This is a genomic window from Streptomyces justiciae, assembly GCF_015163075.1.
Lineage (GTDB): Bacteria > Actinomycetota > Actinomycetes > Streptomycetales > Streptomycetaceae > Streptomyces > Streptomyces justiciae.
Map to the genome: position 1 here is coordinate 339,982 of NZ_JADDXU010000001.1, position 24,356 is coordinate 364,337.

19 protein-coding genes are annotated in these 24,356 nt (G+C 71.5%); 7 read left to right on the plus strand and 12 right to left on the minus strand.

The genetic code is table 11. The features are described 5' to 3' along the window. Window positions 1-78 precede the first annotated feature (78 nt). From IQ210_RS01565 to IQ210_RS01575, 3 genes are all read left to right on the plus strand, one after another. Window positions 79-762, plus strand: a complete 684-nt coding sequence (locus IQ210_RS01565; protein ID WP_194075936.1) for a class I SAM-dependent methyltransferase — start codon at window positions 79-81, stop codon at window positions 760-762. A gap of 143 nt (window positions 763-905) precedes the next feature. After that, window positions 906-2,531 carry a DMT family protein gene (locus IQ210_RS01570; RefSeq protein ID WP_194075939.1) on the plus strand — a complete coding sequence of 542 codons (1,626 nt, stop codon included), beginning with the start codon at window positions 906-908 and terminating at the stop codon, window positions 2,529-2,531. A gap of 16 nt (window positions 2,532-2,547) precedes the next feature. Further along, a complete protein-coding gene (locus tag IQ210_RS01575) occupies window positions 2,548-3,180 on the plus strand; it encodes a hypothetical protein (protein WP_194075941.1) in 633 nt (210 codons plus the stop codon). Here IQ210_RS01575 and IQ210_RS01580 read toward each other — a convergent pair. Together IQ210_RS01580 and IQ210_RS01585 are read right to left on the minus strand one after the other, a co-directional pair. Beyond that, entirely contained in the window at window positions 3,153-3,386 is a 234-nt protein-coding gene (locus IQ210_RS01580; protein WP_194075944.1) for a hypothetical protein, read from the minus strand. The two genes, IQ210_RS01575 and IQ210_RS01580, sit on opposite strands and share 28 nt — an antisense overlap. A gap of 44 nt (window positions 3,387-3,430) precedes the next feature. Beyond that, window positions 3,431-4,477 (minus strand): LacI family DNA-binding transcriptional regulator, encoded by a 1,047-nt coding sequence (locus tag IQ210_RS01585; protein ID WP_097264370.1) that lies wholly within the window; start codon window positions 4,475-4,477, stop codon window positions 3,431-3,433. Between the two features lie 314 nt (window positions 4,478-4,791). On the opposite strand from IQ210_RS01585, the gene IQ210_RS01590 reads away from it, so the two are divergent. The 3 genes from IQ210_RS01590 to IQ210_RS01600 are packed head-to-tail and all read left to right on the plus strand — an operon-like array spanning window position 4,792 to window position 7,924. Next, entirely contained in the window at window positions 4,792-5,943 is a 1,152-nt protein-coding gene (locus IQ210_RS01590; RefSeq protein WP_194075946.1) for a Gfo/Idh/MocA family protein, read from the plus strand. Further along, on the plus strand, window positions 5,940-7,094 hold the full coding sequence (locus IQ210_RS01595; RefSeq protein ID WP_194075949.1) for a dihydrodipicolinate synthase family protein: 1,155 nt from the start codon (window positions 5,940-5,942) through the stop codon (window positions 7,092-7,094). The genes IQ210_RS01590 and IQ210_RS01595 overlap by 4 nt, the downstream gene beginning before the upstream one ends. Window positions 7,095-7,126: 32 nt before the next feature. Beyond that, window positions 7,127-7,924, plus strand: a complete 798-nt coding sequence (locus IQ210_RS01600; RefSeq protein ID WP_194077030.1) for a sugar phosphate isomerase/epimerase family protein — start codon at window positions 7,127-7,129, stop codon at window positions 7,922-7,924. Window positions 7,925-7,983: 59 nt separating this feature from the next. On the opposite strand, the gene IQ210_RS01605 is transcribed toward IQ210_RS01600, so the two are convergent. From IQ210_RS01605 to IQ210_RS01625, 5 genes are all read right to left on the minus strand, one after another. Next, window positions 7,984-9,207, minus strand: coding sequence for a hypothetical protein (locus tag IQ210_RS01605; protein ID WP_194075951.1), 1,224 nt, complete (start codon window positions 9,205-9,207; stop codon window positions 7,984-7,986). Continuing rightward, on the minus strand, window positions 9,200-10,177 hold the full coding sequence (locus IQ210_RS01610) for a hypothetical protein (protein WP_194075953.1): 978 nt from the start codon (window positions 10,175-10,177) through the stop codon (window positions 9,200-9,202). The genes IQ210_RS01605 and IQ210_RS01610 overlap by 8 nt, the downstream gene beginning before the upstream one ends. Then, on the minus strand, window positions 10,170-14,135 hold the full coding sequence (fxsT, locus tag IQ210_RS01615) for an FxSxx-COOH system tetratricopeptide repeat protein (protein ID WP_228046683.1): 3,966 nt from the start codon (window positions 14,133-14,135) through the stop codon (window positions 10,170-10,172). Before fxsT ends, IQ210_RS01610 begins: the two co-directional genes overlap by 8 nt. A gap of 16 nt (window positions 14,136-14,151) precedes the next feature. Beyond that, on the minus strand, window positions 14,152-15,429 hold the full coding sequence (gene fsxC / locus IQ210_RS01620; protein ID WP_194075966.1) for an FxsC protein: 1,278 nt from the start codon (window positions 15,427-15,429) through the stop codon (window positions 14,152-14,154). 265 nt (window positions 15,430-15,694) lie between these two features. After that, window positions 15,695-17,065, minus strand: a complete 1,371-nt coding sequence (locus tag IQ210_RS01625; RefSeq protein WP_322656296.1) for an FxsB family cyclophane-forming radical SAM/SPASM peptide maturase — start codon at window positions 17,063-17,065, stop codon at window positions 15,695-15,697. Window positions 17,066-17,199: 134 nt separating this feature from the next. On the opposite strand from IQ210_RS01625, the gene IQ210_RS47815 reads away from it, so the two are divergent. Beyond that, entirely contained in the window at window positions 17,200-18,294 is a 1,095-nt protein-coding gene (locus tag IQ210_RS47815; RefSeq protein ID WP_194075968.1) for a toll/interleukin-1 receptor domain-containing protein, read from the plus strand. Window positions 18,295-18,463: 169 nt separating this feature from the next. Here the strand turns inward: IQ210_RS47815 and rbsD are convergent, their stop codons facing one another. The 5 genes from rbsD to IQ210_RS01655 all read right to left on the minus strand — a co-directional run bounded on the left by rbsD (window position 18,464) and on the right by IQ210_RS01655 (window position 24,350). Next, complete coding sequence (rbsD, locus tag IQ210_RS01635) at window positions 18,464-18,853, minus strand: D-ribose pyranase (protein ID WP_194075976.1); 390 nt, start codon at window positions 18,851-18,853, stop codon at window positions 18,464-18,466. Then, the gene (locus IQ210_RS01640) at window positions 18,850-19,752 is read right to left on the minus strand and encodes a ribokinase (protein ID WP_194075977.1); all 903 of its coding nucleotides are present in this window, start codon (window positions 19,750-19,752) and stop codon (window positions 18,850-18,852) included. The genes rbsD and IQ210_RS01640 overlap by 4 nt, the downstream gene beginning before the upstream one ends. Before the next feature lie 113 nt (window positions 19,753-19,865). Continuing rightward, window positions 19,866-21,803, minus strand: a complete 1,938-nt coding sequence (locus IQ210_RS01645; RefSeq protein ID WP_194075978.1) for an ABC transporter permease/substrate-binding protein — start codon at window positions 21,801-21,803, stop codon at window positions 19,866-19,868. Next, window positions 21,793-23,316 (minus strand): sugar ABC transporter ATP-binding protein, encoded by a 1,524-nt coding sequence (locus IQ210_RS01650; RefSeq protein ID WP_194075979.1) that lies wholly within the window; start codon window positions 23,314-23,316, stop codon window positions 21,793-21,795. Before IQ210_RS01650 ends, IQ210_RS01645 begins: the two co-directional genes overlap by 11 nt. Next, window positions 23,313-24,350, minus strand: coding sequence for a LacI family DNA-binding transcriptional regulator (locus tag IQ210_RS01655; protein WP_194075980.1), 1,038 nt, complete (start codon window positions 24,348-24,350; stop codon window positions 23,313-23,315). The genes IQ210_RS01650 and IQ210_RS01655 overlap by 4 nt, the downstream gene beginning before the upstream one ends. Window positions 24,351-24,356 lie beyond the last annotated feature (6 nt).

Below are 24,356 nucleotides of genomic sequence, written 5' to 3' on the forward strand. Positions count from 1 at the left end.
GGCGACCACTGACAACGCCGCATGTGCCGTGAGCGAACCGGGGTTTGTGCGGGGCGGGGTGTTCCCAGCGTCATAGGTATGACGACGACAGCGGCGTACGACGAACACGCGGACTGGTACAACGACTACATGTCGCCCGAAGCGGGCGGCGACTACATCCGCCAGGTGCACGGCACACTCGGCGACCTCCTGGGCCCCGGCGCGGGCGTCTGCCTGGACGTCTGCTGCGGCACCGGCGCCCACGCGGGCGTGACGGCGGACCTCGGCTGGACCCCGATCGGCGTCGACCTCTCACGCGGCCAGCTCCGCCATGCCGCCGCCCGGCTGCCGGTGGCGGTCGCCGACGCGGCGGTGCTCCCGCTGGCCGACGCCTCCGTGCCGGCCGCGGTGTGCGTGCTGGCCAGCACGGACGTCCCCGACTACGCCGCCGTGGTCGGCGAGATCGCCCGCGTCCTGGCTCCCGGTGGGCGGTTCGTGCACCTGGGCGTCCACCCCTGCTTCGTCGGCGCCTTCGCGGACCGGAGCGAGCCGGGGCGGGTGGTGCTGGACGAGGGGTACGCCGACCGCTCCCGGACCCTCGGCGGCTGGAACCCGGCGGGCGTACGGGCCCGGGTCGGCGCCTGGCACGTACCGCTGGCGGACCTGCTGAACGCGGCGCTCGCGGCTGGTCTGCGGCTGGAGCGGACGGTGGAGCGGGGGCGGGAGGGGGTGCCGGAGGTGTTCGGTTTCGCGGCGGTGAAGGGCGGTGTTCGGGGACGGTGAAGGGCGGTGTTCGGGGAAGGTGAAGCTCACCCACTGAAAGAAACGCTTGCGTTTCGCTAAGGGCCTCCGTAGCCTATCGGTACGAAACAGTTTCGTATTGATGCGGTCGGGCCTGTGCTCGGCCCGACAAGGAGGTGGGCCCGATGACAGCGTCCCCGGTGCTGCTGGCCGTGGCCCTCTCCCTCATCTCGACGGTGTGCTACGCCACGGCCGCCGTCGTCCAGGAACGGACGGCGGCGGCCACGCCGGGCATGCGCGGCGCGCTGGCCCGCGGCGCCTGGTGGGGGTCGGTGGCCCTCAACGCGGCCGGCGCGCTGCTCCACGTGGTCGCCCTGCGCTACGGCCCGCTGACCCTGGTCCAGCCGCTCGGCGCGCTGAGCCTGGTGCTGGCGGTGCCGCTGGGCTCGCTGGCCACGGGGCGCCGCACCTCCGGCACCCAGTGGCGGGGCGTCGCCTACACCCTCGTAGGCCTGAGCACGCTGCTCCTGGTCACGGCGACGGGTGGGGCGCCGCACGCCACGCTGGGCACCGCCGAGGTCATGGCCGTCGCGCTCTTCGCGGCGGGCGCGGTGGCGGTACTGGTGAGCGTGGGCACGGGAGGCCTGGCGTTCGCCGCGGCGTCCGGCATCGCGTCCGGCGTCGGTTCCACGCTGTCGCAGAAGCTGGCGGTGGGCCCGACGGTGTCCTGGGACACGGCTCTGGTGGGGGTCCTGACGGTGGGCTTCGCGGTCGGCGGCCTGCTGCTCTCCCAACAGGCCTACCGCAGCGGCCTCGGCGGCCCCCTCGCCCTCCTCACCCTGATCAACCCGGTCACCGCGTCCGCCATCGGCATCGCACTCCTGGGAGAGGGCTTCCAGTACGGCAGCACGGGCACGCTGCTCGCACTGGCAGGGGGAGCGGCGGCGGTCTACGGCGTGACGCTCCTGAGCCGCCCCCAGGGGACACCGAGCGGGCCGACGGCCACGAGCACCACACAGATTCCGAGCACACCGCCCACCGCAAGCCCCGGGCAGATCCCGAACGGGCTGACCGCCACGAGCACCTTGCAGACGCCGAGCGCCTTGGCCGCCACGAGCGCCGCGCAGGCATCGAGCGCCTTGGTCGCTGCGAGTACCGCGCAGGTTCCGAGTGCCTTGGTCGCCGCGAGCGCCTTGCAGACGCCGAGCGCCTTGGTCGCCGCGAGCACCGCGCAGACTCCGAGCGTCCTGGCCGCCACGAGCGCCGCGCAGGTTCCGAGTGGCCTGGCCGCCGCGATCGCCCCGCGGGCCCTCAGCCCTGCCGGCGCTCCGCGTGCTGCGAGCACTGCCGACGTTCCGGGCGCCGAGATCGCCCTGGGCTCTCCGCGCGCCGAGATCGCCCCGGCCGCACCGCTCGCCGCGAGTGGTGCGGCCGCTCAGCCGGCCTCGACCGGTCCGGACGCTCAGGGTGGTGCGACTGGCCCGGCCACTCGGCCCGCTGCAGGCGTCCTGACCGCTCCGCGCACGGCGAGCGCCCTGTCCGCATCGCCCGTTACGAGCGCCGCGCCCACGCCGCGTGCCACAAGCGCCCCAGTCACCTCGCAGGCCGCGAGCGCCTCGCCCCCTCCCGACCCTGCGAGCGCCCCGCCCACCGCGCCCACCCCCCGCCGGACGCCACCGGTCGTGCTACCCGGCCCTCGATCCCGCCTCGGCCCGGCCCTCCGCCTCCGCCCCCTCTTCGGCCCCCGCCCGGCCCTCACCCCCCTCACCCCCGCAACCGCAGAACTGACCGGCCCCGCCCGGTCGTTGTGAAAGGCAGACCACGAGCATGACGATCCTGCAGCTGCGCCCCCGTACCGCCGTCATCCGCCCGGCAGGCCTGGTCGACGTACCGGCGGTGGTGCGCCTGATCACCCCGCCGTCGCCCGCGCTCCGCTCGGGGGAGTGCCTCACCGACGACTGGGACCAGGCGCAGCGCGCCATGCGCCTGCTGCTGGCGCACCACGCCCTCGAGGAGGGCCAGGTGTGGGTGGCCGAGCGCGCGGACGGTGAACTTCTCGCGGCCGCCGTCTGGATGCCGCCGGACGCCGGCGCGGAGCCTCCGCACGCCCGTCTGGGCACCCTGTTCGCCCGCGAACTCACCGTCCGCCCGCCGGAGAACCCGATCCTCCCGGCGGCCCTGAAGAAGGCCGGCCCCGCCGAACCGCACTGGACTGTGGTCACCGTCTGCGCCCAGGACGACACGGAGGCCTGGGAGCCGACGCTGGTCGCCGATCTCCTCGCCCCCGGCCTGGCCGAGGTGGACGCGGAGACTGCAACGGCCGTGGCTCTCACACTCTCGGCCCGCCACACCGACCAGCTCCGCTCCCTGGGCTTCCGCCACCCCCAGCACGTCCCTCTGACGCCGGGCCTCGGCGTCTGGCTGACGACGCGCTATCCGGAGCAGCGCCTGGCGGCCTGACCCGACACGGCGACCTCGACCCCGACGCCCCGCAACCGACGCGCGAGCAACTCCGTCTCGGGCGCGATGACAGAGAACTCCCCGGCCAGGACCCGCTCCAGCAGAGCCTTGACCTGCGCGAGCCCGACCCCGTACGGGGAATCGCAGTACGGCGACCCCATGCGTCGCGAGCAGCAACTCCCGTACGTCGTCCGACAGTTCCCCACGCCACGGCACCTTGACGCCGGTCACCCCCTCACCGGCGGCGCGATCAACCCCGCGGCCCCCCGGTCGACCCCCGAACCATCAACTCCCCCCGAATCACAGCGATCCCCCCGGGCGGCGGCTCCTCCCGCCCCATCGCGATCCGCCCCGCCCGAGCCCCCGCCTCCGCCAACGGCAACCGCACCGTCGTCAGCGCAGGCACCGCGTCGATGCTGAACGGCAGGTCATCGAACCCGGCGACCGACACGTCGTCCGGAATCCGCAGCCCCGAGTCCCGCAGGGCCGCGCACGCCCCCAGCGCGACGGAGTCGTTCGCCGCGACCACCGCCGTGAGTGACGGGTCCCGCCGCAGCAGCTCCAGCGTGGCCTCGTACCCGGCCCGCCGGTCGTACGGCCCGTGCACGGTCCACCGCGGGTCCTCCTCGATCCCCGCGTCGGCGAGCGCGGCCCGGTGCCCCTCCAGCCGGTGCCGGGTGGTCGTCCGCTCCTCCGGGCCCGCGATGTACCCGAGCCGCCGGTGGCCGAGCCCGATCAGATGCTCGGTGAGCTCCCGCCCGCCCCCGCGGTTGTCGAAGGTCAGCGCGATCGCCGACGTGTCCGGCACCGCAGGGCGCCCGCACAGCACCACCCGCGTCCCCGCCTCGCCCAGCTTCCGCAGCTTCGCCGCCACGGCCGCCGCGTGCGGCGCGTCCTCGACGGCACCACCGGTCAGCACGACAGCTGCCGCGCGCTGTCTCTGCAGCAGCGTCAGATAGGTCAGTTCACGCTCCGGAGAGCCGCCCGTGTTGCAGGTCACCGCGAGCCGCTCACCGCCCGCGCGCCCGCCCGGCCCGCCGATCTCCGACTGGATCGCACTCGCCATGATCCCGAAGAAGGGGTCGGCGATGTCGTTGACGAGAATCCCCACCAGGTCGGACGTGGCCGCGGCCAGCGCGCTCGCCGGTCCGTTCAGTACGTAGTCCAGCTCGTCCACGGCCCGCAGCACCCGCTCGCGGGTGGAAGCGGCCACGGGATAGTTCCCGTTCAGCACGCGCGACACCGTCGCGGGCGAGACCTGTGCGCGCGCCGCCACGTCCGCCAGGGTCACCGTCATCTCGTCGTCCTCCGGTCGCGCATCTCAGTCGTACCTCGTTGTACACGCACAGGCGCCAGGCATTGGTTTCGTGCAGGTGGAGACCGCGCGAGCCGCGCAGCCAACCAGACCTTAAGGCCCGCACCCCCCGTTGTTCGCCCCCTCGAACAACTCAACCCCGTCACGGTCTTGTCCAGACCGCTGGTCAGAGGCTAGCTTCTTCGTAGATAGAAAGCGCTTGCTGTACCGCTCACCAGTCGAGGCGTACGCGGCGCGCACAACCGCGTACGGAATGCGCAGGGAACGCTGCGTACGACGCCTACGAAGGGATCGACGTGACACGCAAGACGGTGCGTATCGCCATGAACGGCGTGACCGGACGCATGGGCTACCGCCAGCACCTGGTCCGCTCCATCCTGGCCCTCCGCGAGCAGGGCGGCCTCGACCTCGGCGACGGCACCGTGCTGTGGCCCGAGCCGATCCTGGTCGGCCGCCGCGAGCACGCGCTGAAGGCGCTCGCCGAGAAGCACGGCCTGGAGCACTGGGCGACGGACGTGGACGAGGTCCTCGCCGACCCGACCGTCGACATCTTCTTCGACGCCGCGATGACCTCGGGCCGCGAGGAGGTCCTCAAGAAGGCCATCGCCGCCGGCAAGCACGTCTACACCGAGAAGCCGACCGCGGTCGGCCTCGAAGGCGCCATCGAGCTGGCCCGGCTGGCGCGCGAGGCGGGCGTCAAGTCCGGTGTCGTGCAGGACAAGCTGTTCCTGCCCGGCCTGCTCAAGCTCAAGCGGCTCATCGACGGCGGCTTCTTCGGCCGGATCCTGTCCGTGCGCGGCGAGTTCGGCTACTGGGTCTTCGAGGGCGACTGGCAGGAGGCCCAGCGCCCGTCGTGGAACTACCGCGCGGAGGACGGCGGCGGCATCGTCGTCGACATGTTCCCGCACTGGGAGTACGTCCTGCACGAGCTGTTCGGCCGCGTGACCTCGGTGAACGCGCTGGCCACCACGCACATCCCGACCCGCTGGGACGAGAACGGCAAGCCCTACTCCGCCACCGCCGACGACTCCGCGTACGGCATCTTCGAGATCGAGGGCGGTGTCGTCGCCCAGATCAACTCCAGCTGGGACGTGCGCGTCAACCGCGACGAGCTGGTCGAGTTCCAGGTGGACGGCACGGAGGGCTCGGCGGTCGCAGGGCTCCGCAACTGCCGTGTCCAGCACCGCAGCGCGACGCCGAAGCCGGTCTGGAACCCGGACCTGCCCGCCACCTACTCCTTCCGCGACCAGTGGCAGGAGATCCCGGACAACACGGAGTTCGACAACGGCTTCAAGGTCCAGTGGGAGCTCTTCCTCAAGCACGTGTACGCCGGTGCCGACTACCACTGGGACCTGCTCGCCGGTGCGCGCGGCGTGCAGATGGCCGAGCTGGGCCTGAAGTCGTCCGCCGAGGGCCGCCGTCTCGACGTTCCGGAGATCTCGCTGTGACCATCCAACTCCCGGACGCGACAGGGGCCTTGCGGGCGTACGAGCCCCGCCAGGAGCCCCTCGCCGTCACCACCGGTTCCCCCTTCACCTCCCGTACGGTCTTCTCGGCGGCGCACGTCGTGGCGGACCCGTTCGCGGACGCCACGCCCGACTCTCCCGCCGCCGTCGACTGGGACGCCACCCTCGCCTTCCGCCGCCACCTGTGGTCGCACGGCCTCGGTGTGGCGGAGGCGATGGACACCGCCCAGCGTGGCATGGGCCTGGACTGGGCGGGCGCGGCCGAGCTGATCCGCCGCAGCGCCGCCGAGGCCAAGGCGGTCGGCGGCCTCATCGCCTGCGGCGTCGGCACCGACCAGCTCACCGGCCCGGCGACCCTGGCCGAGGTACGGGCGGCCTACGAGGAGCAGCTCGCCCTCGTCGAGGAGTCCGGCGCGCAGGCCATCCTGATGGCCTCCCGCGCCCTCGCCGCGGCCGCCTCCGGCCCCGAGGACTACCTGGAGGTCTACGGCCACCTGCTCCGCCAGGCGTCCGAGCCGGTCGTCCTGCACTGGCTGGGCCCGATGTTCGACCCGGCGCTGGAGGGCTACTGGGGCTCGTCCGACCTGGACGCGGCCACGGACACCTTCCTGGAGGTCATCGCCGCCCACCCCGACAAGGTCGACGGCATCAAGGTCTCGCTCCTGGAGGCCCAGCGCGAGATCGACATCCGCCGCCGCCTCCCGCAGGGCGTCCGCTGCTACACCGGCGACGACTTCAACTACCCCGAGCTGATCGCGGGCGACGAGAAGGGCTTCAGCCACGCCCTGCTCGGCATCTTCGACCCGCTGGGCCCGCTGGCGGCGGAGGCGGTCCGCGTCCTGGACACCGGGAACGTGGCCGGCTTCCGTGAACTCCTCGACCCCACCGTCGAGTTGTCCCGCCACCTCTTCCAGGCCCCCACCCGCTTCTACAAGACGGGCGTGGTGTTCCTGGCGTGGCTGGCCGGCCACCAGAGTCACTTCACGATGGTCGGCGGCCTCCAGTCGGCCCGCTCCCTCCCGCACTTCGCGCGCGCCTACGAACTGGCGGACGGCCTGGGCCTGTTCCCGGACCCGAAGCTGGCGGAGGAACGCATGAAGAACCTGCTGAGCCTGTACGGAGTGAACCAGTGACCGGCGACCTCGCGCGCTTCTCCATCAACCAGATGACGGTCAAGCAGCTGTCGCTGCCGGAACTGGCCGATGCCTGCGGTCAGTTGGGCATTGTCAACGTCGGCCTGTGGCGGGAGCCGGTCCAGTCGTACGGCGTCGAGGCGACCGCCAAGCTGATCCGCGACGCGGGCCTGACCGTCACCACCCTCTGCCGGGGCGGCTTCTTCACGGCCATCAACCCGGCGGAGCGCACCGCGGCCCTGGCGGACAACCGCCGCGCGATCGACGAGGCGGCCACGCTGGGCACGGACACCCTGGTCCTGGTCTCCGGCGGCCTGCCCGCGGGCTCGAAGGACCTGCACGGCGCACGGGAACGGATCGCCGACGCGCTCGCCGAACTGGGCCCGTACGCCGAGCAGCACGGCGTACGCCTGGCCATCGAGCCCCTGCACCCCATGTACGCGTCGGACCGCTGCGTGGTGTCGACCCTGGCCCAGGCCCTGGACATCGCCGAACGCTTCCCGGCCCACCAGGTCGGCGTCACGGTCGACACGTACCACATCTGGTGGGACGACAACGCCCCCGCCCAGATCGCCCGCGCCGGCGCCTCGGGCCGCATCCACACCTTCCAACTCGCCGACTGGACCACCCCGTTGCCCGAGGGCGTCCTCAACGGCCGCGGCCAGGTCGGCGACGGCGCGATCGACATGCGCGAGTGGCAGCGCTACGTCGAGGCGGCCGGCTACACCGGCGCGATCGAGGTGGAACTGTTCAACGACGCGCTGTGGGCCCGGGACGGCCGCGAGGTACTGGCGGAGACGGCCCGACGGTTCGTGGAGAACACCGACTGAGCGCTCGCCGACCAGGGGCGGGCGGCGAGGAGTTGCCTCTTCGTCGCCCGCCCCGGGACTCATCGGTGCACGCTGGGCGTGGGCGGTTCCCGGCCGGTGCCGCCGGAGGCGCGGTCCTGTTCCGTGTCCCTGACCGTGATCAGGACGTCGGTGACCCGCGCGAGCCGCTCCCGCCCCAGACGGACCCGGGCCAGCACGGCGTTCGACGTCAGATGCAGCAGGTTCACGACGAGGATCGCCGGGGCGATGACGGCCACCGCCTTCGGCAGGGCGGGCTCCAGGAGCAGGGCCAGGATGATCGCCGTGATGCCGTTCTGCTGGCTCAGACAGAGGGAGTGGCGGTCGCGGGCCGGGAAGCCCAGGGTGACCACGGCACCGACCACACCCTGTGCCACGAACGTGGCGACTCCCAGCACCACGCCCACGGAGAAGTCGGCCCCCTCGGCCAGCAGCATCCCCAACAGGAACGTGGCCACCCACAACGCCGCGTTGGTCGCCCGCCCCAGCCACCGCCCCAGCGGCGGCCGGAAGAACAGTGCCGACACGGCCAGGCCCAGCATCAGGAACTGCCAGGTCGCCACGGCCAGCAGCGCCACCAGCACGGTGATCTGCACCGCCGCCCGCCGCGGCCCGACCGGCTCGTCCCGCCGTGCCCTCGGCTGCCGTACGACGAGCCACAGCCCGGCCGCGACCACCAGCAGCACCGCGTTCCCGGCCAGCGTCTGCGCGTACGACGTGGCGCCGGAGGAGATGCTGCCGGCGTCGGTCAGCACCATCGAGCCCAGGATCACCACGAGCACCGTCGTCACCGGGTCGTCGAACGACGCCCACGCCGCCAGCAGCGACTTCGCGCGCGGCGACATGTCGCGCGACTCCAGCATCGCCGACACCGACAGGGGATCGATCTGAGCCATCGCCACCGCGAGCACCAGATACTCCGGCTCCCCCCGGAACGCCAGCCACAACACCCCGGCGATGAAGGCCGCCTTGACACCCACGCCGAAGGTGATCGCGACGACGATCCGGTACACGTCACCCCGGCTCTCGGGCCGCCCGACGCCGCCGGCGCTGCCGTACAGACCGATCGCGAGCAGCCCCGCGGTCAGATGGCCGTAGAGCCCGCCCCCGGCCTGCGCCTCCATGGTCCAGAAGTGGCCGGTCAGCAGGCCCGCGCCCGCGATGAGCAGGGGCAGGACGAGAGTGAGCAGGAGGGCGTGGCGGCCACCCGCCCCGTGCCCTCCTGTCTCCCCGTCGGGTGACGGAGCGGCCTCCTCCTCAGCCATCCGTCAGCTCTCGCCCCAGCCGCGCGACCCGTTGGTCCGCCTCGGCCACCCGGGACTGGTCGAGGGTGACGCCCACGAGATACCGCTGGCCCGGCAGGGCGTGGTAGTACACGGCCCCCTGTTCGACGTCGAGGACGATCTGGAGGACCTCGCCCTCGAGGACGGCGTCCAGCGAGGCGTTCATCCGGCGGGCCACGCCGGGCAGCAGCAGGCCCATGCGGCCGTACTTGTCGCGGCGGCGCTGCGGGGTCGTCGCGACGAAGTACCGCCGGAGCGCCGGGTGGTGGAACATGTCCGCGCTGTACACGTCCCCGGCGTAGTAGGCGATGTAGTGGAGCCCGTCCAGATCCAGTGCCGTCCGCAGCGGATCGATCACCGGCCCGGGGGCAGGGTGGCTGGCGCTCACGACGTCGCCGTCCTCCGGGGCCGGATCGTCGGACCGGGACCAGGACGTGGGCCGCGCGGTCGTTTCCGACTTCAGACTCAGATAGGAACCGTAATCCAGCAGACTGTAATTGACCATTGCCCTCAGGTCGTTGACACAGTCGGCGACGAGTTCGTCGAGTTCGTCGATCCGGTGCGCTGCGGAAGTGGCGCCGTAAAGGTGGAGTCCGGGTTCCACGAGGTAATAGAAAATGGCGCCCGACGGGACGCGGAGCACGGTCCGGATGAGCGCTCCCGTACGTAATTCGGCGAAATCCGGCTCGAGTTCCTCGAGAAGGTAATAGAGGCGCCGCCCCGCCTGTTCGTGGAAGCGGGAGATCAGCGGGACGCCCTCGTCGTCCGTGTCGCCGGACACGTCGGCGTCCAGGACCACCTTCGCCAGGTCGCCGTCGTAGAGGACCAGATGGGCCAGGCCCTCGATACTGAGCAACCGCCGCAGGCGCTCGGCCAGTTCGGCCATCTGTGGGTTCTCGCCGTCGGGGTAACGCCCGTGAGCCTCGGCCGTGACGCCCGGGGGATCAGACACTCTGCACCTCCAGATCGGCTCCGTTCCTGCCGTACGGCTTGGCCAGCAGGGTCTTGGCGAGGGGGTGGCCCTTCAGGAAGTATTCGTCGACGCGGCGGGTGAGGATCGGTGCGAGTTCCTGGTGGGCCTCCGGCCGAGACGACAGGAGGTTGGCGATCGCCGTCAGGGTGACCGGGTGCCGAGTGCCCCACGCGGAGGGCTGCAGGCACCCCTCGTAGATGTCCTCGTCCTCGGTGGCCCGCTCGACGCTGGTCCCTTCCCCCAACACGGTCAGACAGTTGTTCTGGTTCATCCGGGCGACCAGGGTGAAGCGATGGGCGCGGCCGAAGCTCTCCTTGAGCTGGTGCACGGCCTTGCGGGCGTGCTCGGCGGCCTCCTCGGCGGTCTCCTCACGGGCGAGGAGGTACAGGGCCAGGTTGTTGTGACAGATGCCGGTGAAGGGGTGGCTGTCGCCGAACGCCCTGACGTACCGGTCGAGTTCCTCCCTGATGTACTCCGCGGCCTCGGTGGTCCGGTCCTTCGTCGTGAGCCCCTCCGCGTGCAGGCCGATGGCGACCGCCATGTGGCAGGACATCGTGCTCGGATGGTCGTCGCCCCACAGTTCGCGGAAGCCGACGTGGGCGTTCTGGAGCAGTGGCTGGCCGTGCTGCACCCGGCCCTGCCGGATCATCGTCAGCCCCAGGCTCGCGACCACGTTCAGGGTGTGCGGGGAGTGTTCCCCCGCGATGGCGTGCAGCTGGTTGCGCGCCTCCACCAGGCACTGCTCCGACGCCTCCAGCTGGCCCGCCTCCCGGTAGAAGGTGCCCAGATCGCCGTAGGCGACCCAGGTCCAGGGATCGTCCGGGGGCATGACCTGGCAGCGCTGGTCGTACGTCGACTGCTGCTGGCGTACGGCCGCCTCGGCGCCCTCCATGAAGTACTTGGACCAGGCGAGGTTGTGCGAGGCGGACAGGGTTGCGTTGTGTGAGCTGCCGATGAGCCGGTTCAGCCCCGAGAACGTCCGGCTGTCCTCCTCGTAGGCGTCCCGGAACTCGCCCTCGGCCCGCAGGTCCGCCGCGTACCCCCGGCTCGCCAGCAGGGTGTACAGGTCGGGTCCCGCGCCGCGGACCTGCTGCCGGCGCTGGGTGTGGACCGCGTGCCGGCTCAGCCGCAGCGAGTCGCGGTACCGGCCGAGCATCCGGCAGGCCGCGGCGACCTGCGACTCCATGCGCAGCACCATGGTGTCGTCGGGGCCCCGGGCGGTCCGCCACTGGTCGAGGACCAGTTCGCCCAGTTCCCGGGCTGCCTCCCAACGGCCCGACATCCAGCGGTGGTAGACCTGGCTGACCAGCCAGCCGTGCACCTTCGGGTTGTCGCTCTCCGGTGCCTTGGAGGGCAGGACGTGGCGGTCGAGTTCAGCGAAGATCTCGCGGAACTCCGGTTTGTGCCGGTCCATGTCCTCGGGAACCATGTCGGCCAGCACCGTCAGGGCCAGGTCGCGTGCCTGGTCGCGTTCCTCGTCGGACATCCAGTCGCGCACCAGGTCCTGCACGATCCGGTGCACCTTCAGGGTGCGCGAGCGGTAGTCCAGCACGCCGAGCACGTGATCGTCGATGCGCTTGACGCGGCTCTGCAGCTCGAGGGTGTCGGTCAGCCCCGGTTCCAGCCCCTGCACCACCGACAACATCCACTTCGACAGGATGACGTTCAGGCCGACGCCGTCGGGGGAGAGGAAGGAACACAGCTGGAGGATGCGCCCCGCGGCCGGCGAGCTCCGCAGCAGGTTGTCGTAGGCCTGGCGGTGGATGCGGGCGAAGGCGCCGTACTCGGAGTCGGGTTCCTCGTCGGTGCGCGGCAGGCCGCCGTCGTCGAGCCGGGCGATGTAGGCGTCGACGGACTGCGGGAAGCGCCGCAGATCGGCCGCCGCGGTCTGCTCGACCAGGGCCAGATGCCCGGTCCGTTCGGCCAGCCTGGACAGCTCCTCGTCGCTCGCGCCGGGCAGCTTCCGGCTGAGCAGGGCCAGGCTCTCCTCGGGCGTGAAGACGTCCACCAGGTGGGAGGTGAAGCGGTCCGACCAGCGGGAGTTGGTGGAGGTGAGCAGCACATGTCCCGTGCCGCCGCCCGGGATGAAGGGCTCGACGGTCGTCTCGCTCTCGGCGCCGTCGAAGACGAGCAGCCACCGGGAGGCGTGGCGGCGCTGCCGCAGGTCGTCCAGTACGGCCTCCGGATCCTCGCCGGTCCGGGCGCCGCCGGAGAGGCGGTTCAGGGCCCGGGCCAGCGCGGTGAAGGACTCCCGGATCAGCTCGGGGCCGGCGGCGGGAACCCACCAGACCAGGTCGTACTGGGAGGCGAAGCGGTGCGCGTACTCCAGGGCGATCTGCCGTTTGCCGACGCCCTTCATGCCGTACAGCACCTGGGGTGCGGAATAGGCGGACGCGCCGGACTCGAACTCCGCGCGCAGCGCGCTCAGTTGTTCGTCACGTCCGACGAACCCGGCGTTGGGCATGGGCAGGTTCCACACCGCCGGGCTCAGCCCGGGGAAGCGCGGGCCCGCCACCGGGGCCGGCTGGGGTTCCTCCCCGGGGCGCAGGCCGAACTGGGTCAGCAGGGTGCGCCGGGCCGACTCCTCGCTGGGCACGGCCAGGTCGGGTGTGCCCGGCCAGTCGAGGTACGTCGCGAGCCGGGCGGTGCCCAGACGCAGCCGGACGACCTGCTGCTCGCGGGGCCGACTGCCCAGCAAAGCCTCGCTGTTGAGGCGTCTGACCGTCTCCTCGGCCGGGGTTCCGGTCAGGTGCGGGGAGAGCAGGGCCAGGACGTAGTCCGGGTCGGGCAGTGCCTCGGCGGGTGCGCCGTGGTTCGGATGCGCCACGACCTCGAAGCCGGCCGGGCGCAGCTGCTCGGTGATCCAGTCGGCCCACAGCCGGTCGTTCGGCGCGTGGACGATGCTGAGGGTCTGCGGCTCGGTGACCTGCGCGGTCTTGTGCCGCAGGGAGTCGAGCAGCCGGTGGTAGCGGAGCAGGTCGGCGGGCGGGACCCGGTTGAACTCGGTGACGTCGCCGTCGGTGATCCGGGCGACGGCCTTCACGTACTCGGCGAGCAGGGAGTGGGACTGCCGGGGGTCCTCCTCCATCACGGCGAGCTCTTCCCCGTAGGCGTAGAACGCCCGGTACGGCACCTGCACCTGGCCCCAGTAGACGGCGAGCGCCGACTCGTCGGCGAGGTCCAGACAGGGGTCGAGCGCCTGGCGGGCCTCCGCCATGCAGTTCTCGAGCCTGATCTTCTCCGAGGTGTCGATGCGCATCGGCAGGACGTGCAGCCGGATGGGCCGGGGTGAGCGCTTGATGCGCTGGGCGATCTGGCGGGCACCCTGGATGGCCTGCCGGTTCATGGCCAAGGTGATGACGACGGTGTCCGGCAGCATGAGGGTGCAGATGCCCGCGCCGTCGGAGAAGCCGGTGCGGCTGTCGATGAGGATGTAGTCGTAGGGGCTCTCGTGCAGCATCCGGGCCCGCAGCGCCTCCAGGAACTCCCTGCCGTCGTCGCTGGCCTGGAACTTGCCCCAGTCGAACTCGTGCAGCCGGTTGGCGTAGTCGTCGTCCATGCGGCCGGGGCCGATGTAGTGCAGCTCGCCGCCCTTGGGGAACCGGTGGTCGAGTCTGACCCGGTAGCGGTCGAAGTTGGTGTGCTCGGCGTGCAGGGCCCGCAGGTCCTCCGGGATGTCGGCGCCGGTGGTGGCGGCGTCGGCGAACGCGGAGAACATGTCGAGCACCCCGGAGCCGTGGCTCAGATCGGACACCGGGAGGTAGGCCCCGTAGTAGAGGTGGAGTCCGGGCGCCTCCAGGTCCCAGTCCACGACCAGGACCGACTTTCCCTGACTCGCCATGATCCAGGCGGTGTTCGCGAGGGCCATGGTGCGCCCCGCCCCGCCTTTGAACGAATAGAACGAAATGATCTTTGCCGGTCGGCCGGTCGTCCCCATCCCCCGCCCCACGTGCTCATCCCCCGCCCAGCGACTCGCCAGGTGTTCTGCCCAGTAAGGGGGGCCACGGCCCCGCTCCTCGTTTCAGCCAGCCGACCCGCTCCCGCTGCCTGCGGATACGACGCTCGGCGGAGCTCTCCACGGACACGGCACCGGCGGGCACCGGCGGCGGCCCGGTGTCTCCCGCACCGGTTCCCCAGTCGGCCATCACGGCCGCCACGGCGAGCGTGAGCGATTCGGGCGAACCCACCTCGTGGTGGGAGGCGCCCAGCAGCCGGGCCGGGGTCAGCGCCAGCGACTCCCGCAGCGAGCCGGCGCTCTGCCGGCTCTCCTCGTCCAGCCGGGGCAGCACCACGACGACCGCGGCGATGTTCGCCCGGGCCCGGGCCAGCCGGTTCCACAGCGTGGAGAACGCCGGGTCCCGCGACAGCCAGGGATCGACCAGCAGTACGACGACCGCGGACTCGTCGACACCGGCCAGCACCTCCGGTTCGTCCAGCTCCGGGGTGCGGACGGTCAGTTGCTCGGTCCCGCAGGCCCGTACCGCGCGTCCGGCCACGGACAGGGCGGGTTCGTCGCTGTGCGGGCGAAAGGGACGCCACTCCTCAGGGGAGTCGCCGTACGCCCCGACGGAGCCGCGCAGGCCTCGCATCCGGTCCCGGGTGCCGGTCAGCAGGACCAGGACCGCCTGGCGTTCCCGCTCGGGCGGGCGCGGCGCGGGGGCGTCCTCGCGCTGCTGGGGGCCGGTCCGGCTCGGTCCGAAGCGGGACGGCACCTGGCGGCTCTCCGTCTCGGTCATGGCCGGCAGCGGTGCCCTGGAGGCCCTCAGCAGGCGCTCGGCGACCCTGCGGACGAGGTCGGGGTAGCGGCTGCGCCGGTCCGGGGCCTGGAGCAGGCCCATGACACCGGGGCCCTCGTACTCCTCGTCGACGATGTGTCCCGTGTTCGCCACCAGCCGCGGCAGCACCAGTCCCTCGGTGCGCCAGACCACGCCGACGAGACAGTCCGGCTGCTCACCGGTCTGCCGGGTACGGCGGTCCAGGCGCTCGCGGAAGACCGACCACTCCCGGGCGCACTGCGGGTCGGTGAGGTAGTCGGCCGAGTAGAGCACCAGCATCGAACGGCAGGACAGGACCGCCGGATCAGGGCCCGGAGCGGGCTCGGCGTGCTTCAGCCGGCCCTCGTGCGCGGGGCTGCGGCCCAACACGCTGTAGATCTCGTTCTGGACATCGATGTGAAACCGTTCGACCGGTCCTCTGTCACCGGTCGAACTGGCATAGCTGGTGTAGAACAAAGGCCCCACTGCAACCCCCCAAGGGCCTGCCTCCCGAACAACCCCGGCTTGGTCTTTGCTCCATAGCCCCACATCGACATCGGCGTGCGCAGCGACTTCGGCATGCTTGTGCGGCAACGTCAATTGAGCTCTAGCATAGGAGTTTTTGCCCTCGCCGAGCCCCGGAAAACTCGACATCAGGTCTCCTCTCGCTCAACAGAGAGTGAAGCGTTCGTCATTCGCGCTGGTCGGCGCCCCTGTGTGCGCCCCGTTTCCGGAAAACCTGTCAGCTTCCTTTCACTCTTGTCTGGATGTGTCGTATGAGCAGGGAGAGGTCCCTGCAATACACCGAGGGGTTGGCGAAGCCCCGTCCGCGGCCGTGGCGGTGAGCACGGAGTCCGGCGCCGCAGACGGTCACCAGGGGGCACTCGCGGCACGTGCGACACAGAGCTGCCACGCCGTGCTCCGGTGCCCCGGGAAGGGACAGCACGGCATCGAAGGAGTGGCTGAATATCGTTCCTCCGGTCTGTGCGGCACCGTCCGCGACGGCGTTCAGCGACCCCGCCCAGGTGATCGACCCGTCCGACTCGACGACCACGGCGGCGGCGGGCAGCGTTCCGATGACTTCGCTGCTGCTGCCGGCACCGTACTGGCACTCGGCCATGATCGACTCGAAGAGCCGGACCCGTGTCGGACGCCCGGAGGCCCACCAGCGGTCGAAGGCCGCGCACAGCCACCGTCCGTAGGCGCCGCTGCCGGCGCCCGGCGCCGGATGGTCCCAACTCCCGTAGGGCAGAAGGAAATCGACGGCCGGCGGGGCGTGATCGACGAGGGCGTCGAAGACGTCGGCCGCGTCGCCCGCCGCCGGGTCCACCACGCACAGCAGCCCGGCGAACAGGTGCCGGTAGCGCGGACCGGTCAGCCGGGCGAGCCCCGCGGTCACCCGTGCGTGGCTGCCCCGGTGCCGGCCGCCCGCCGGGCCGCGCCGGTGCCGGTCATGGCTGCGCTCGTCGCCGTCCAGGCTGACGCCGACTCGGATGCCCTGGCGCAGCAGCGTCTCCAGGGTCGGCTCGTCGAGCAGGACGCCGTTGGTCTGCAGGACGATCTCGGCCTCGGCTCCCGCCGCGGCGACGACCCGCCGGGCGGCCGCGCTGAACCGGGCGATCACGTCCCGGCCGGCGAGCAGCGGCTCACCGCCGTGCAACGCCACCTGAACGTGGGAGGGCCGATGTTGACGCACATGCTCCGCGATCCGCTCCAGGAGGCGTTCGCGCACCGCCTCGGGCATGGTCCGCGGACGCTCCCGCCATCCGGTGTCCTGTAATTCGTAGACGTAGCAGTAATCACAGGCCAGATTGCAGCGGCTGTGGAGTTTGACGACGAATTGGTCGAACGCCTTCAGTCGGGTCCGCCCTTCCGGCGTCACCGAAACAATAGGCTTTGGCCAAGGAATTGTGGGTGGGGAAGTGTCGTTCCACGTAGGTCCCTGATACCTGTCACCCGGCTCGCCGAATGCCGTACTGTCACCCCATGGCCGAACGGGTGGACATACGACGCCCCCGACAGATTCCCCGTACCGCGACAGCTCTTCCACCCTGACCCCCCGATCAACTCCAGGGGGCCGGTGCGTCTTTCGGGCCGCGACCATCGGCGGCATGGCTCTCGCAGACGTCCCCCACCCAACGTACGCAGAACCGCTGACCACGGGCGAGGTCTCAACTGGCCAACATCAGGCGGCCCTTGGGGTGGCCTGGGATGCCACGGGGCACAGGGGAGTGGAGGGGGCAGCCCATGTCGAACTTCTTCATCACCAGTTTCGCGCAGGCGGAGAACGAAAACTATGTGTGGCGGTTCCACGGCGATCTGACGCGAGCGGTCCGGGACCGCAGCGGGCACGAGGTCGTCACGGAGATATGCCGTGGCGGACGTGGGTCGGCGAACAGCGACCTCGTCGCCCGGACCGGCGTCCTGGTCGCGCTCTGCTCGCCGTCGTATTACGCCGATCCCGGCTGCCGCCAGGACCTGGCGCTCTTCCAGCACCGGCTGGGATTCGTCCCGGCGCAGCGGGGCCCGGCCCCGGCCGTGACCCCGGTGCTCGTGCGCTGGCTTCCGGCCGAGCCCCCGGCCGGCCTGCCCCGGGCGCCGGTGCTCACCGACCCCCACGACGTCTACGCCCGCAAGGGCCTGTTCACCGTCATCGACGACCTGGGCTGGAACTCCGGGGAGTACGCCACGGCCCTCCAGGAACTGGCCGAGCGGGTGTGCGCCGGCTACAAGAACCGACCGCCGGACCTGCCCGCGACCGACCGCCCGGCACCACCCCAGGCGTTCCCTGCGGCCCACACCGTCCCCGGCCCCCGCAGCGCGAGCCCCTCGGCGGCGCCGCCCCCATCCGGCCCACGCGTCTTCCTCTCCTACGCCCATGCCGACGCCCAGCCCGGCCACGCGGACAGCGTCCTCGCCCTGGCCGACCTGCTGAAGCGGCGGGGCATCAACGCGCGCACGGACCACGAGGCCGCCCAGGAACCGCAGATCTGGCGGCTGTGGATGCAGGAGGAACTCGACGCGGCCGACTACATCCTCACCGTGGCTTCCCCCGAATACCGGGTCCGGGCGGAGCAACGGCGGAGGGGAGGGGTCGGCCTCGGCGTGACCTGGGAGGGCAGTTACGTCCTGGACGAGGTGTACGAGAATCCGCAGACGTGGGTCAAGCGCGTCATCCGCGTCATCCTGCCCCCGTACGGCAGGGACGACCTGCCCGTCTTCCCGGGTTCCGCCTCCGCCACCTACTACCGCATCGACCCCAGCCCGGCGGCGGCCCCGGCCCACGATCAGCTGGACGCCCTGGTCCGCTACCTGAAACGCGGCCCCCGGCCATCGCCCTGAAAAAAATTCCGTCGGCCGTACAACCCTCCCCCCACCTGCCGAGTCGTACTTGGCATCAGGACTTCTGGGGAGGGGATCTGGGGGGATCGCGGGGGTTCTGATCTGGAGGGGGAAAGACCGAGGGGGCCTGGTCGACGGACCAGGCCCCCTCGAAGCATTCAGCGCGGGTTCAGAAGAACACCCCACAGCGCAGCAGCACATTCGCGTAGGGCCGCGCCTCGCCCGTCCGTACGACGAGCCGCGCTCCCGCCGACAGCTCCTTGAGCCGTTCATGGGAGACGAACTGCACGTCGGGGAAGGTCCCGCCCAGCAGCTCCGCCGCCGCCGGATTCGCCTCCCGCACCTCGGAAGCCGCCGTCGCCCCCTCCACCACCAGCTCCGCCAGCAGCCCCTCCAGCACCTCCGCGAAGGACGGCACCCCCGCCCGGAAGGCGAGGTCCACCACCCGGGGACCGTCGGGTATCGGCATGCCGGCGTCGCACACCAGCACCCCGTCACCGTGCCCCAACTCGGCCAGCGCGCCGGACAGATGACGGTTCAGGATTCCCGCCTTCTTCACAGCGCGTCGACCTCCGCCGCCGTCGGGAAGGAATCCTGCGCGCCCTCCTTCGTCACCGCCGCCGCCCCGACCCGGGCCGCGTACGCCGCCGCCTCCTCCAGGGACGCCCCCGTGCCCAGCCGGTAGGCCAGCGCCGCCGTGAACGCGTCGCCCGCGCCCGTCGTGTCCACCGCGTCGACCTTGACCGACGCCACCCGGCGCACACCGTCCTTGGACGCCACCAGCGCGCCTTCCGCGCCCAGGGTCACGACCACCGACCGCGGGCCCTTCGCCAGCAGGATGCGCGCCCAGTCCTCCGGGTCGTCCCCGATCGCCGAGTCGCCCAGGATGACCTTCGCCTCGTGCTCGTTGACGATCAGCGGGTCACAGGCCGCCAGCAGCACGGCGGGCAGCGGACGCGGCGGAGAGGGGTTCAGCACGAAACGGCTGTCCGGCGCCAGGCTCGACGCCACCGCCACGACCGTCTCCAACGGGATCTCCAACTGCGCCGACACCACCCGCGAGGCGTGGAACAGACTGCCCGCGGCCCGCACGTCCTCCGGCGTGAGACGGCCGTTCGCACCCGGCGACACCACGATGCTGTTGTCGCCCGACGGGTCCACCGTGATCAGCGCGACCCCCGTCGGCGCCCCGCCGACCAGCACGCCCACCGTGTCGACGCCGGCCGAGCGCAGCGAGTCCAGCAGCAGCCGGCCGTGCCCGTCGTCGCCGACCCGGGCCAGCAGGGCCGTGCTCGCGCCCAGCCGGGCGGCCGCGACCGCCTGGTTCGCGCCCTTGCCACCCGGGTGGACGGCCAGGTCGGAGCCGAGCACGGTCTCCCCGGCCGCCGGCCGGCGCTCGACACCGATCACCAGGTCGGCGTTGGCCGACCCTACGACCAGGAGGTCGTAGTCGTACATGAAGTAGCTCCCCTAGTAAGTGACTTCGGGTGAGCGGCCCTTGAAAGGTCTCCGGAGAGATCCCCGAACGGCCTCCGGGGAGTCCCCGCAAGGAACCGCCCACCCCGCTCGTCTCAGCCCGCGAAGTCGGCCACGTTCTCCTTCGTGACCACCTTCACCGGCACCATCACCGACTTCTCGACCTTGCCGCCCTCGGCCACCTTCACCGCGTTCTGCACGGCGATCCTGCCCAGTTCCGCCGGCTGCTGCGCCACCGACGCGTACAGCGTGCCTGCCTTGACGGCCTTCAGACCGTCCTCGGTTCCGTCGAAGCCGATCACCTGGACGGACTTTCCGGCCTTGGAACCGAGCGCCTTGATCGCGCCGAGCGCCATCTCGTCGTTCTCGGCGAAGACCCCGTCGATGTCCGGGTTGGCCTGGAGCAGGTTGGTCATGACGTCCAGGCCCTTGGTGCGGTCCCAGTCGGCGGGCTGCTTGGCGACCACCTCGATGCCCGGGTAGGCCTTGAGCCCCTCGGTGAAGCCGGCGCCGCGCTCCCGGCTGGCGGAGGTGCCGGCCTGGCCCTGCAGCACGACGATCTTCCCCTTGCCGCCCAGCTTCTCGGCGAGGTCCTTGGCGGCGAGCTTGCCGCCCGCCACGTTGTCGGAGGCGACGAGGGCGGCGGTGTCCGCGTTGTTGACCGCGCGGTCGACGGCGACCAGCGGGATGCCCGCCTTGTTGACGCCCTTCGCCGCCGGGGTCACCGCGTCGGAGTCGACGGCGTTGACGATGATCGTGCCGAGGCCCTCACTGGTGAAGTTCTGGAGCTGGTTGGCCTGCTGAGAGGCGTCGTTCTGCGCGTCGGTGACCGTCAGGTCCACGCCGAGCTTCTTCGCCTCGGCCTGCGCACCGGCGCGGATCTGCACGAAGAACGGGTTGTTGAGGGTCGACAGCGACAGACCGATCTTCTGGCTCTTCGCCTCCGAGGTGCCGCTGTGGAGGAGGGACGTGGCGCCGACGATCGCCGCCGCGACGACAGCCGCGAGTACATAAGTCGCCGCCTGCTTGCCCTTGTTGCCGCCCGTCCCGGCCGCGACCGGCGTCGCCCCCGCCTTGCGGCGGACCGTGTCGAGCAGCACCGCCAGCGCGATGACGACACCGATGACGACCTGCTGCCAGAACGCCGACACGGAGAGGAGGTTGAGGCCGTTCCTGAGCACCGCGAGGATCAGCGCGCCGATCAGCGTCCCGGACGCCTTGCCCGTACCACCGGCCAGCGACGCGCCACCGATGACCACCGCCGCGATCGCGTCCAACTCGTAGCCCTGCGCGGCCTGCGGCTGCGCGGAGGAGAGCCGGGCGGCCAGCACGATGCCGGCCGCGGCGGCGAACAGGCCCGAGAACGCGTAGATCGCGAGCTTCTGCTTCTTCACGCGGAGACCGGAGAGGCGGGCTGCCTCCTCATTGCCGCCGATCGCGTACATCGAACGCCCGATGTACGTCCGCCCGAGCACGAACGCCGTGATCAGCCCCATGCCGACCATCACCAGCACGGGCACCGGCAGCCAGCCGCCGAGCGTGTCACCGAGGTGCGAGATCGAGGACGGGAACGCGATCGGGGAGCCCTGCGAGATCACCAGCGACAGACCGCGCGCCACCGACAGCATGGCGAGCGTCGCGATGAACGGCGGCAGTTTGCCGTACGAGATCAGGAAGCCGTTGACCAGACCGCACGCTATGCCGGTCGCGATCGCGAGCAGTACGGCCAGGACGACCGGCATGCCCTCCGAAGTGGCGCTCCAGGCGAGGACGGTGGCCGACAGGGCGGCGACCGAGCCGACCGACAGGTCGATGCCCGCCGAGACGATCACGAAGGTCACGCCGAAGGCGAGGATGGCGGTCACGGCCGCCTGGACGCCGACGTTCAGCAGGTTGTCGGTGGTCAGGAAGTCGCCGGACAGTGCCGACATCGCGATGACGAGGACGATCAGCGCGGTCAGCGCGCCGTTGTCGAGGAGCAGCCGGCGCAGCCCTGAGGCGCCCGTCGTGCTCTTGAGCGTGTCAGTGGCCACGGGGGGCCTCCTTCTCAAGCGTGGTGGGGTTGCTGACGGCGAGCGCCATCACGGCGTCCTGGGTGGCTTCCGCGGCCGGGAGTTCACCGGCGATCCGGCCCTGGGCCATGACCAGGACCCGGTCGCTCATGCCGAGGACCTCCGGCAGATCGCTGGAGATCATCAGGACGGCGGCGCCCGCGGCCGTCAGTTCGTTGATCAGCTGGTAGATCTCGACCTTCGCGCCGACGTCGATGCCGCGCGTCGGCTCGTCGAGGATCAGCACCTTGGTGTCGGCGAGCAGCCACTTGCCGATGACGACCTTCTGCTGGTTGCCGCCGGACAACGTCCGTACGTGCTGGCCCAGTCCGGCCATCCGCACGCCCAGCTGCCCGGCGATCCGGGCGGCGGCCTCCCGCTGCCCCTTGAGATCGACGAGCCCCGCGCGCGTGGCCGAACGCAGCGTCACCAGACCGAGGTTCTCCTCGACGGACGCGTCAAGGACCAGCCCCTGGCCCTTGCGGTCCTCGGGGATCAGCCCGATGCCCGCCGCCATGGCCGCGTTGACGTCGTGCCGCCGCAGCGCGGCCCCGGCGACCTTCACCGCGCCCTTGTCGTACGGGTCCGCGCCGAACACCGCGCGCACCACCTCCGTACGCCCGGCGCCGACCAGCCCCGCGATGCCGACGACCTCACCGGCGTGCACCTCGAAGGACACGTCGTGGAAGACGCCGTCCCGGGTGAGCCCCTCGACGGTCAGCAACGCGGCGCCCTTCTCGGGCTGTTCGCGCGGGTACTGCTGCTCGATGGACCGCCCGACCATGAGCCGTACGAGCTCGTCCTCGGGCGTCGAGGCGGGCACCTGGCCGACCGACCTGCCGTCCCGGATGACCGTGACCCGGTCGCCCAGGGCCGCGATCTCCTCCAGGTGGTGCGTGATGAAGACGATCCCGACGCCGTCCTCGCGCAGCGTGCGCACGATCGCGAAGAGCTTCTCCACCTCCTCGGAGGTGAGCACCGCGGTCGGCTCGTCCATGATCAGCACGCGCGCGTTCAGGCTCAGCGCCTTGGCGATCTCGACCATCTGCAGGCGCGCGATGCCGAGTTCACGCACCCGCGCGCGGGGCGAGACGTTGACACCCACGCGCGCGAGCAGGACCTCGGCGTCGGCCTCCATCCGCTTGCGGTCGATCATGCCGAGGCGGCGCGGCTGGCGGCCCAGGAAGATGTTCTCGGCGACCGTCAGATCGGGGACGAGGTTGAACTCCTGGTAGATGGTGGCGATCCCGAGGCGCTCGGAGTCCTGGGCGCCATGGATGCGCACCTCCTCGCCGCCGGCCAGGATGCGGCCCTCGTCGGGCGTGTAGGCGCCGGAGAGCATCTTGATGAGGGTGCTCTTGCCCGCGCCGTTCTCACCGAGGAGGACATGCACCTCGCCCCGGCGCAGGTCGAAGTCGACGCCGTCCAGCGCGACCACGCCCGGGAAGGTCTTCCGGATGCCTTCGATGCGCAGCAACTCGTCCGGGTCGCTCACGACGTGCTCCTGTTCTGTACGGGGTCCGGCTCGGGGGAAGCCGGTTGCTCGCCGCACGAGCGGCGTACGACGAGACGGGCGGGGAGGGTGACGGACCGTGGCTCCCGGCCCTCGATGCGGTCGACGAGCGCGCGCACGGCGGCCCGCCCCAGCTCGCCCGTGGGCTGGGCGATCGCGGTGATCGGCGGATCGGTGTGCACGAACCACCGGATGTCGTCGAACGCGGCGAGCGCGAGGTCTTCGGGGACCCGCAGCCCACGCGCGCGTACGGCGTCCAGCGCGCCGAGCGCCATCAGGTTGTCCGCGGCGAACACGACCTCGGGCGGCTCGGGCAGGTCGAGGAAGCCCTCGGTGACCCGCCGCCCGCTCTCGGCCTGGAAGTCGCCCTGCCCTATGTAGGCCTCCGGGAGCGGGATGCCGTACTCGGCGAGGGCCTCGCGGAAGGCCTCGACGCGCTCGCTGCCGGTGGTGGTGGCGGCGGGGCCCGCGATGATCGCGAGCCGGCGGTGCCCGAGCGCGTGCAGATGCGCCACGAGGTCCCGGACGGCGGCCCGTCCGTCGGCCCTGACCACCGGCACGTCCACGCCCGGGATCCACCGGTCCACGAAGACCATCGGCGTCCCCGCGCGCGCGGCGTCCAGCATCAGCGGGGAGCCGCCGTCGGTGGGGGAGACCAGGAGGCCGTCGATACGGCGGTCCAGCAGGGTCCGTACGTGGTGGTCCTGGAGGTCGGGCCGCTCGTCGGCGTTGCCGATGATGACGCTGTAGCCGAGCGCGCGGGCCTCCTCCTCGACGGAGCGGGCCAGTTCGGTGAAGTACGGGTTGAGCACGTCGCTGATGACCAGGCCGAGGGTGCGGGTCTGGTCGGTGCGCAGCGAACGGGCGACGGCGTTCGGGCGGTAGCCCAGTGCCTCTACGGCGGCCAGCACGCGGGTGCGTGCGTCGGCGCTGACCGACGGATGGTCGTTCAGGACGCGCGACACCGTGGCGACGGAAACCCCCGCCTCGGCAGCGACGTCCTTGATGCTCGCCATCGCCGT

Coding starts and splice junctions, on each gene's coding strand:
- IQ210_RS01565 (WP_194075936.1), top strand. CDS start 79: ATGACGACGACAGCGGCGTACGACGAACACGCGGACTGGTACAACGAC.
- IQ210_RS01570 (WP_194075939.1), top strand. CDS start 906: ATGACAGCGTCCCCGGTGCTGCTGGCCGTGGCCCTCTCCCTCATCTCG.
- IQ210_RS01575 (WP_194075941.1), top strand. CDS start 2,548: ATGACGATCCTGCAGCTGCGCCCCCGTACCGCCGTCATCCGCCCGGCA.
- IQ210_RS01625 (WP_322656296.1), bottom strand. CDS start 17,065: ATGCCGCCGATGGTCGCGGCCCGAAAGACGCACCGGCCCCCTGGAGTT.
- IQ210_RS01655 (WP_194075980.1), bottom strand. CDS start 24,350: ATGGCGAGCATCAAGGACGTCGCTGCCGAGGCGGGGGTTTCCGTCGCC.
- IQ210_RS01640 (WP_194075977.1), bottom strand. CDS start 19,752: ATGTACGACTACGACCTCCTGGTCGTAGGGTCGGCCAACGCCGACCTG.
- IQ210_RS01585 (WP_097264370.1), bottom strand. CDS start 4,477: ATGACGGTGACCCTGGCGGACGTGGCGGCGCGCGCACAGGTCTCGCCC.
- IQ210_RS01605 (WP_194075951.1), bottom strand. CDS start 9,207: ATGGCTGAGGAGGAGGCCGCTCCGTCACCCGACGGGGAGACAGGAGGG.
- IQ210_RS01600 (WP_194077030.1), top strand. CDS start 7,127: ATGACGGTCAAGCAGCTGTCGCTGCCGGAACTGGCCGATGCCTGCGGT.
- IQ210_RS47815 (WP_194075968.1), top strand. CDS start 17,200: ATGTCGAACTTCTTCATCACCAGTTTCGCGCAGGCGGAGAACGAAAAC.
- fxsT (WP_228046683.1), bottom strand. CDS start 14,135: ATGGGGACGACCGGCCGACCGGCAAAGATCATTTCGTTCTATTCGTTC.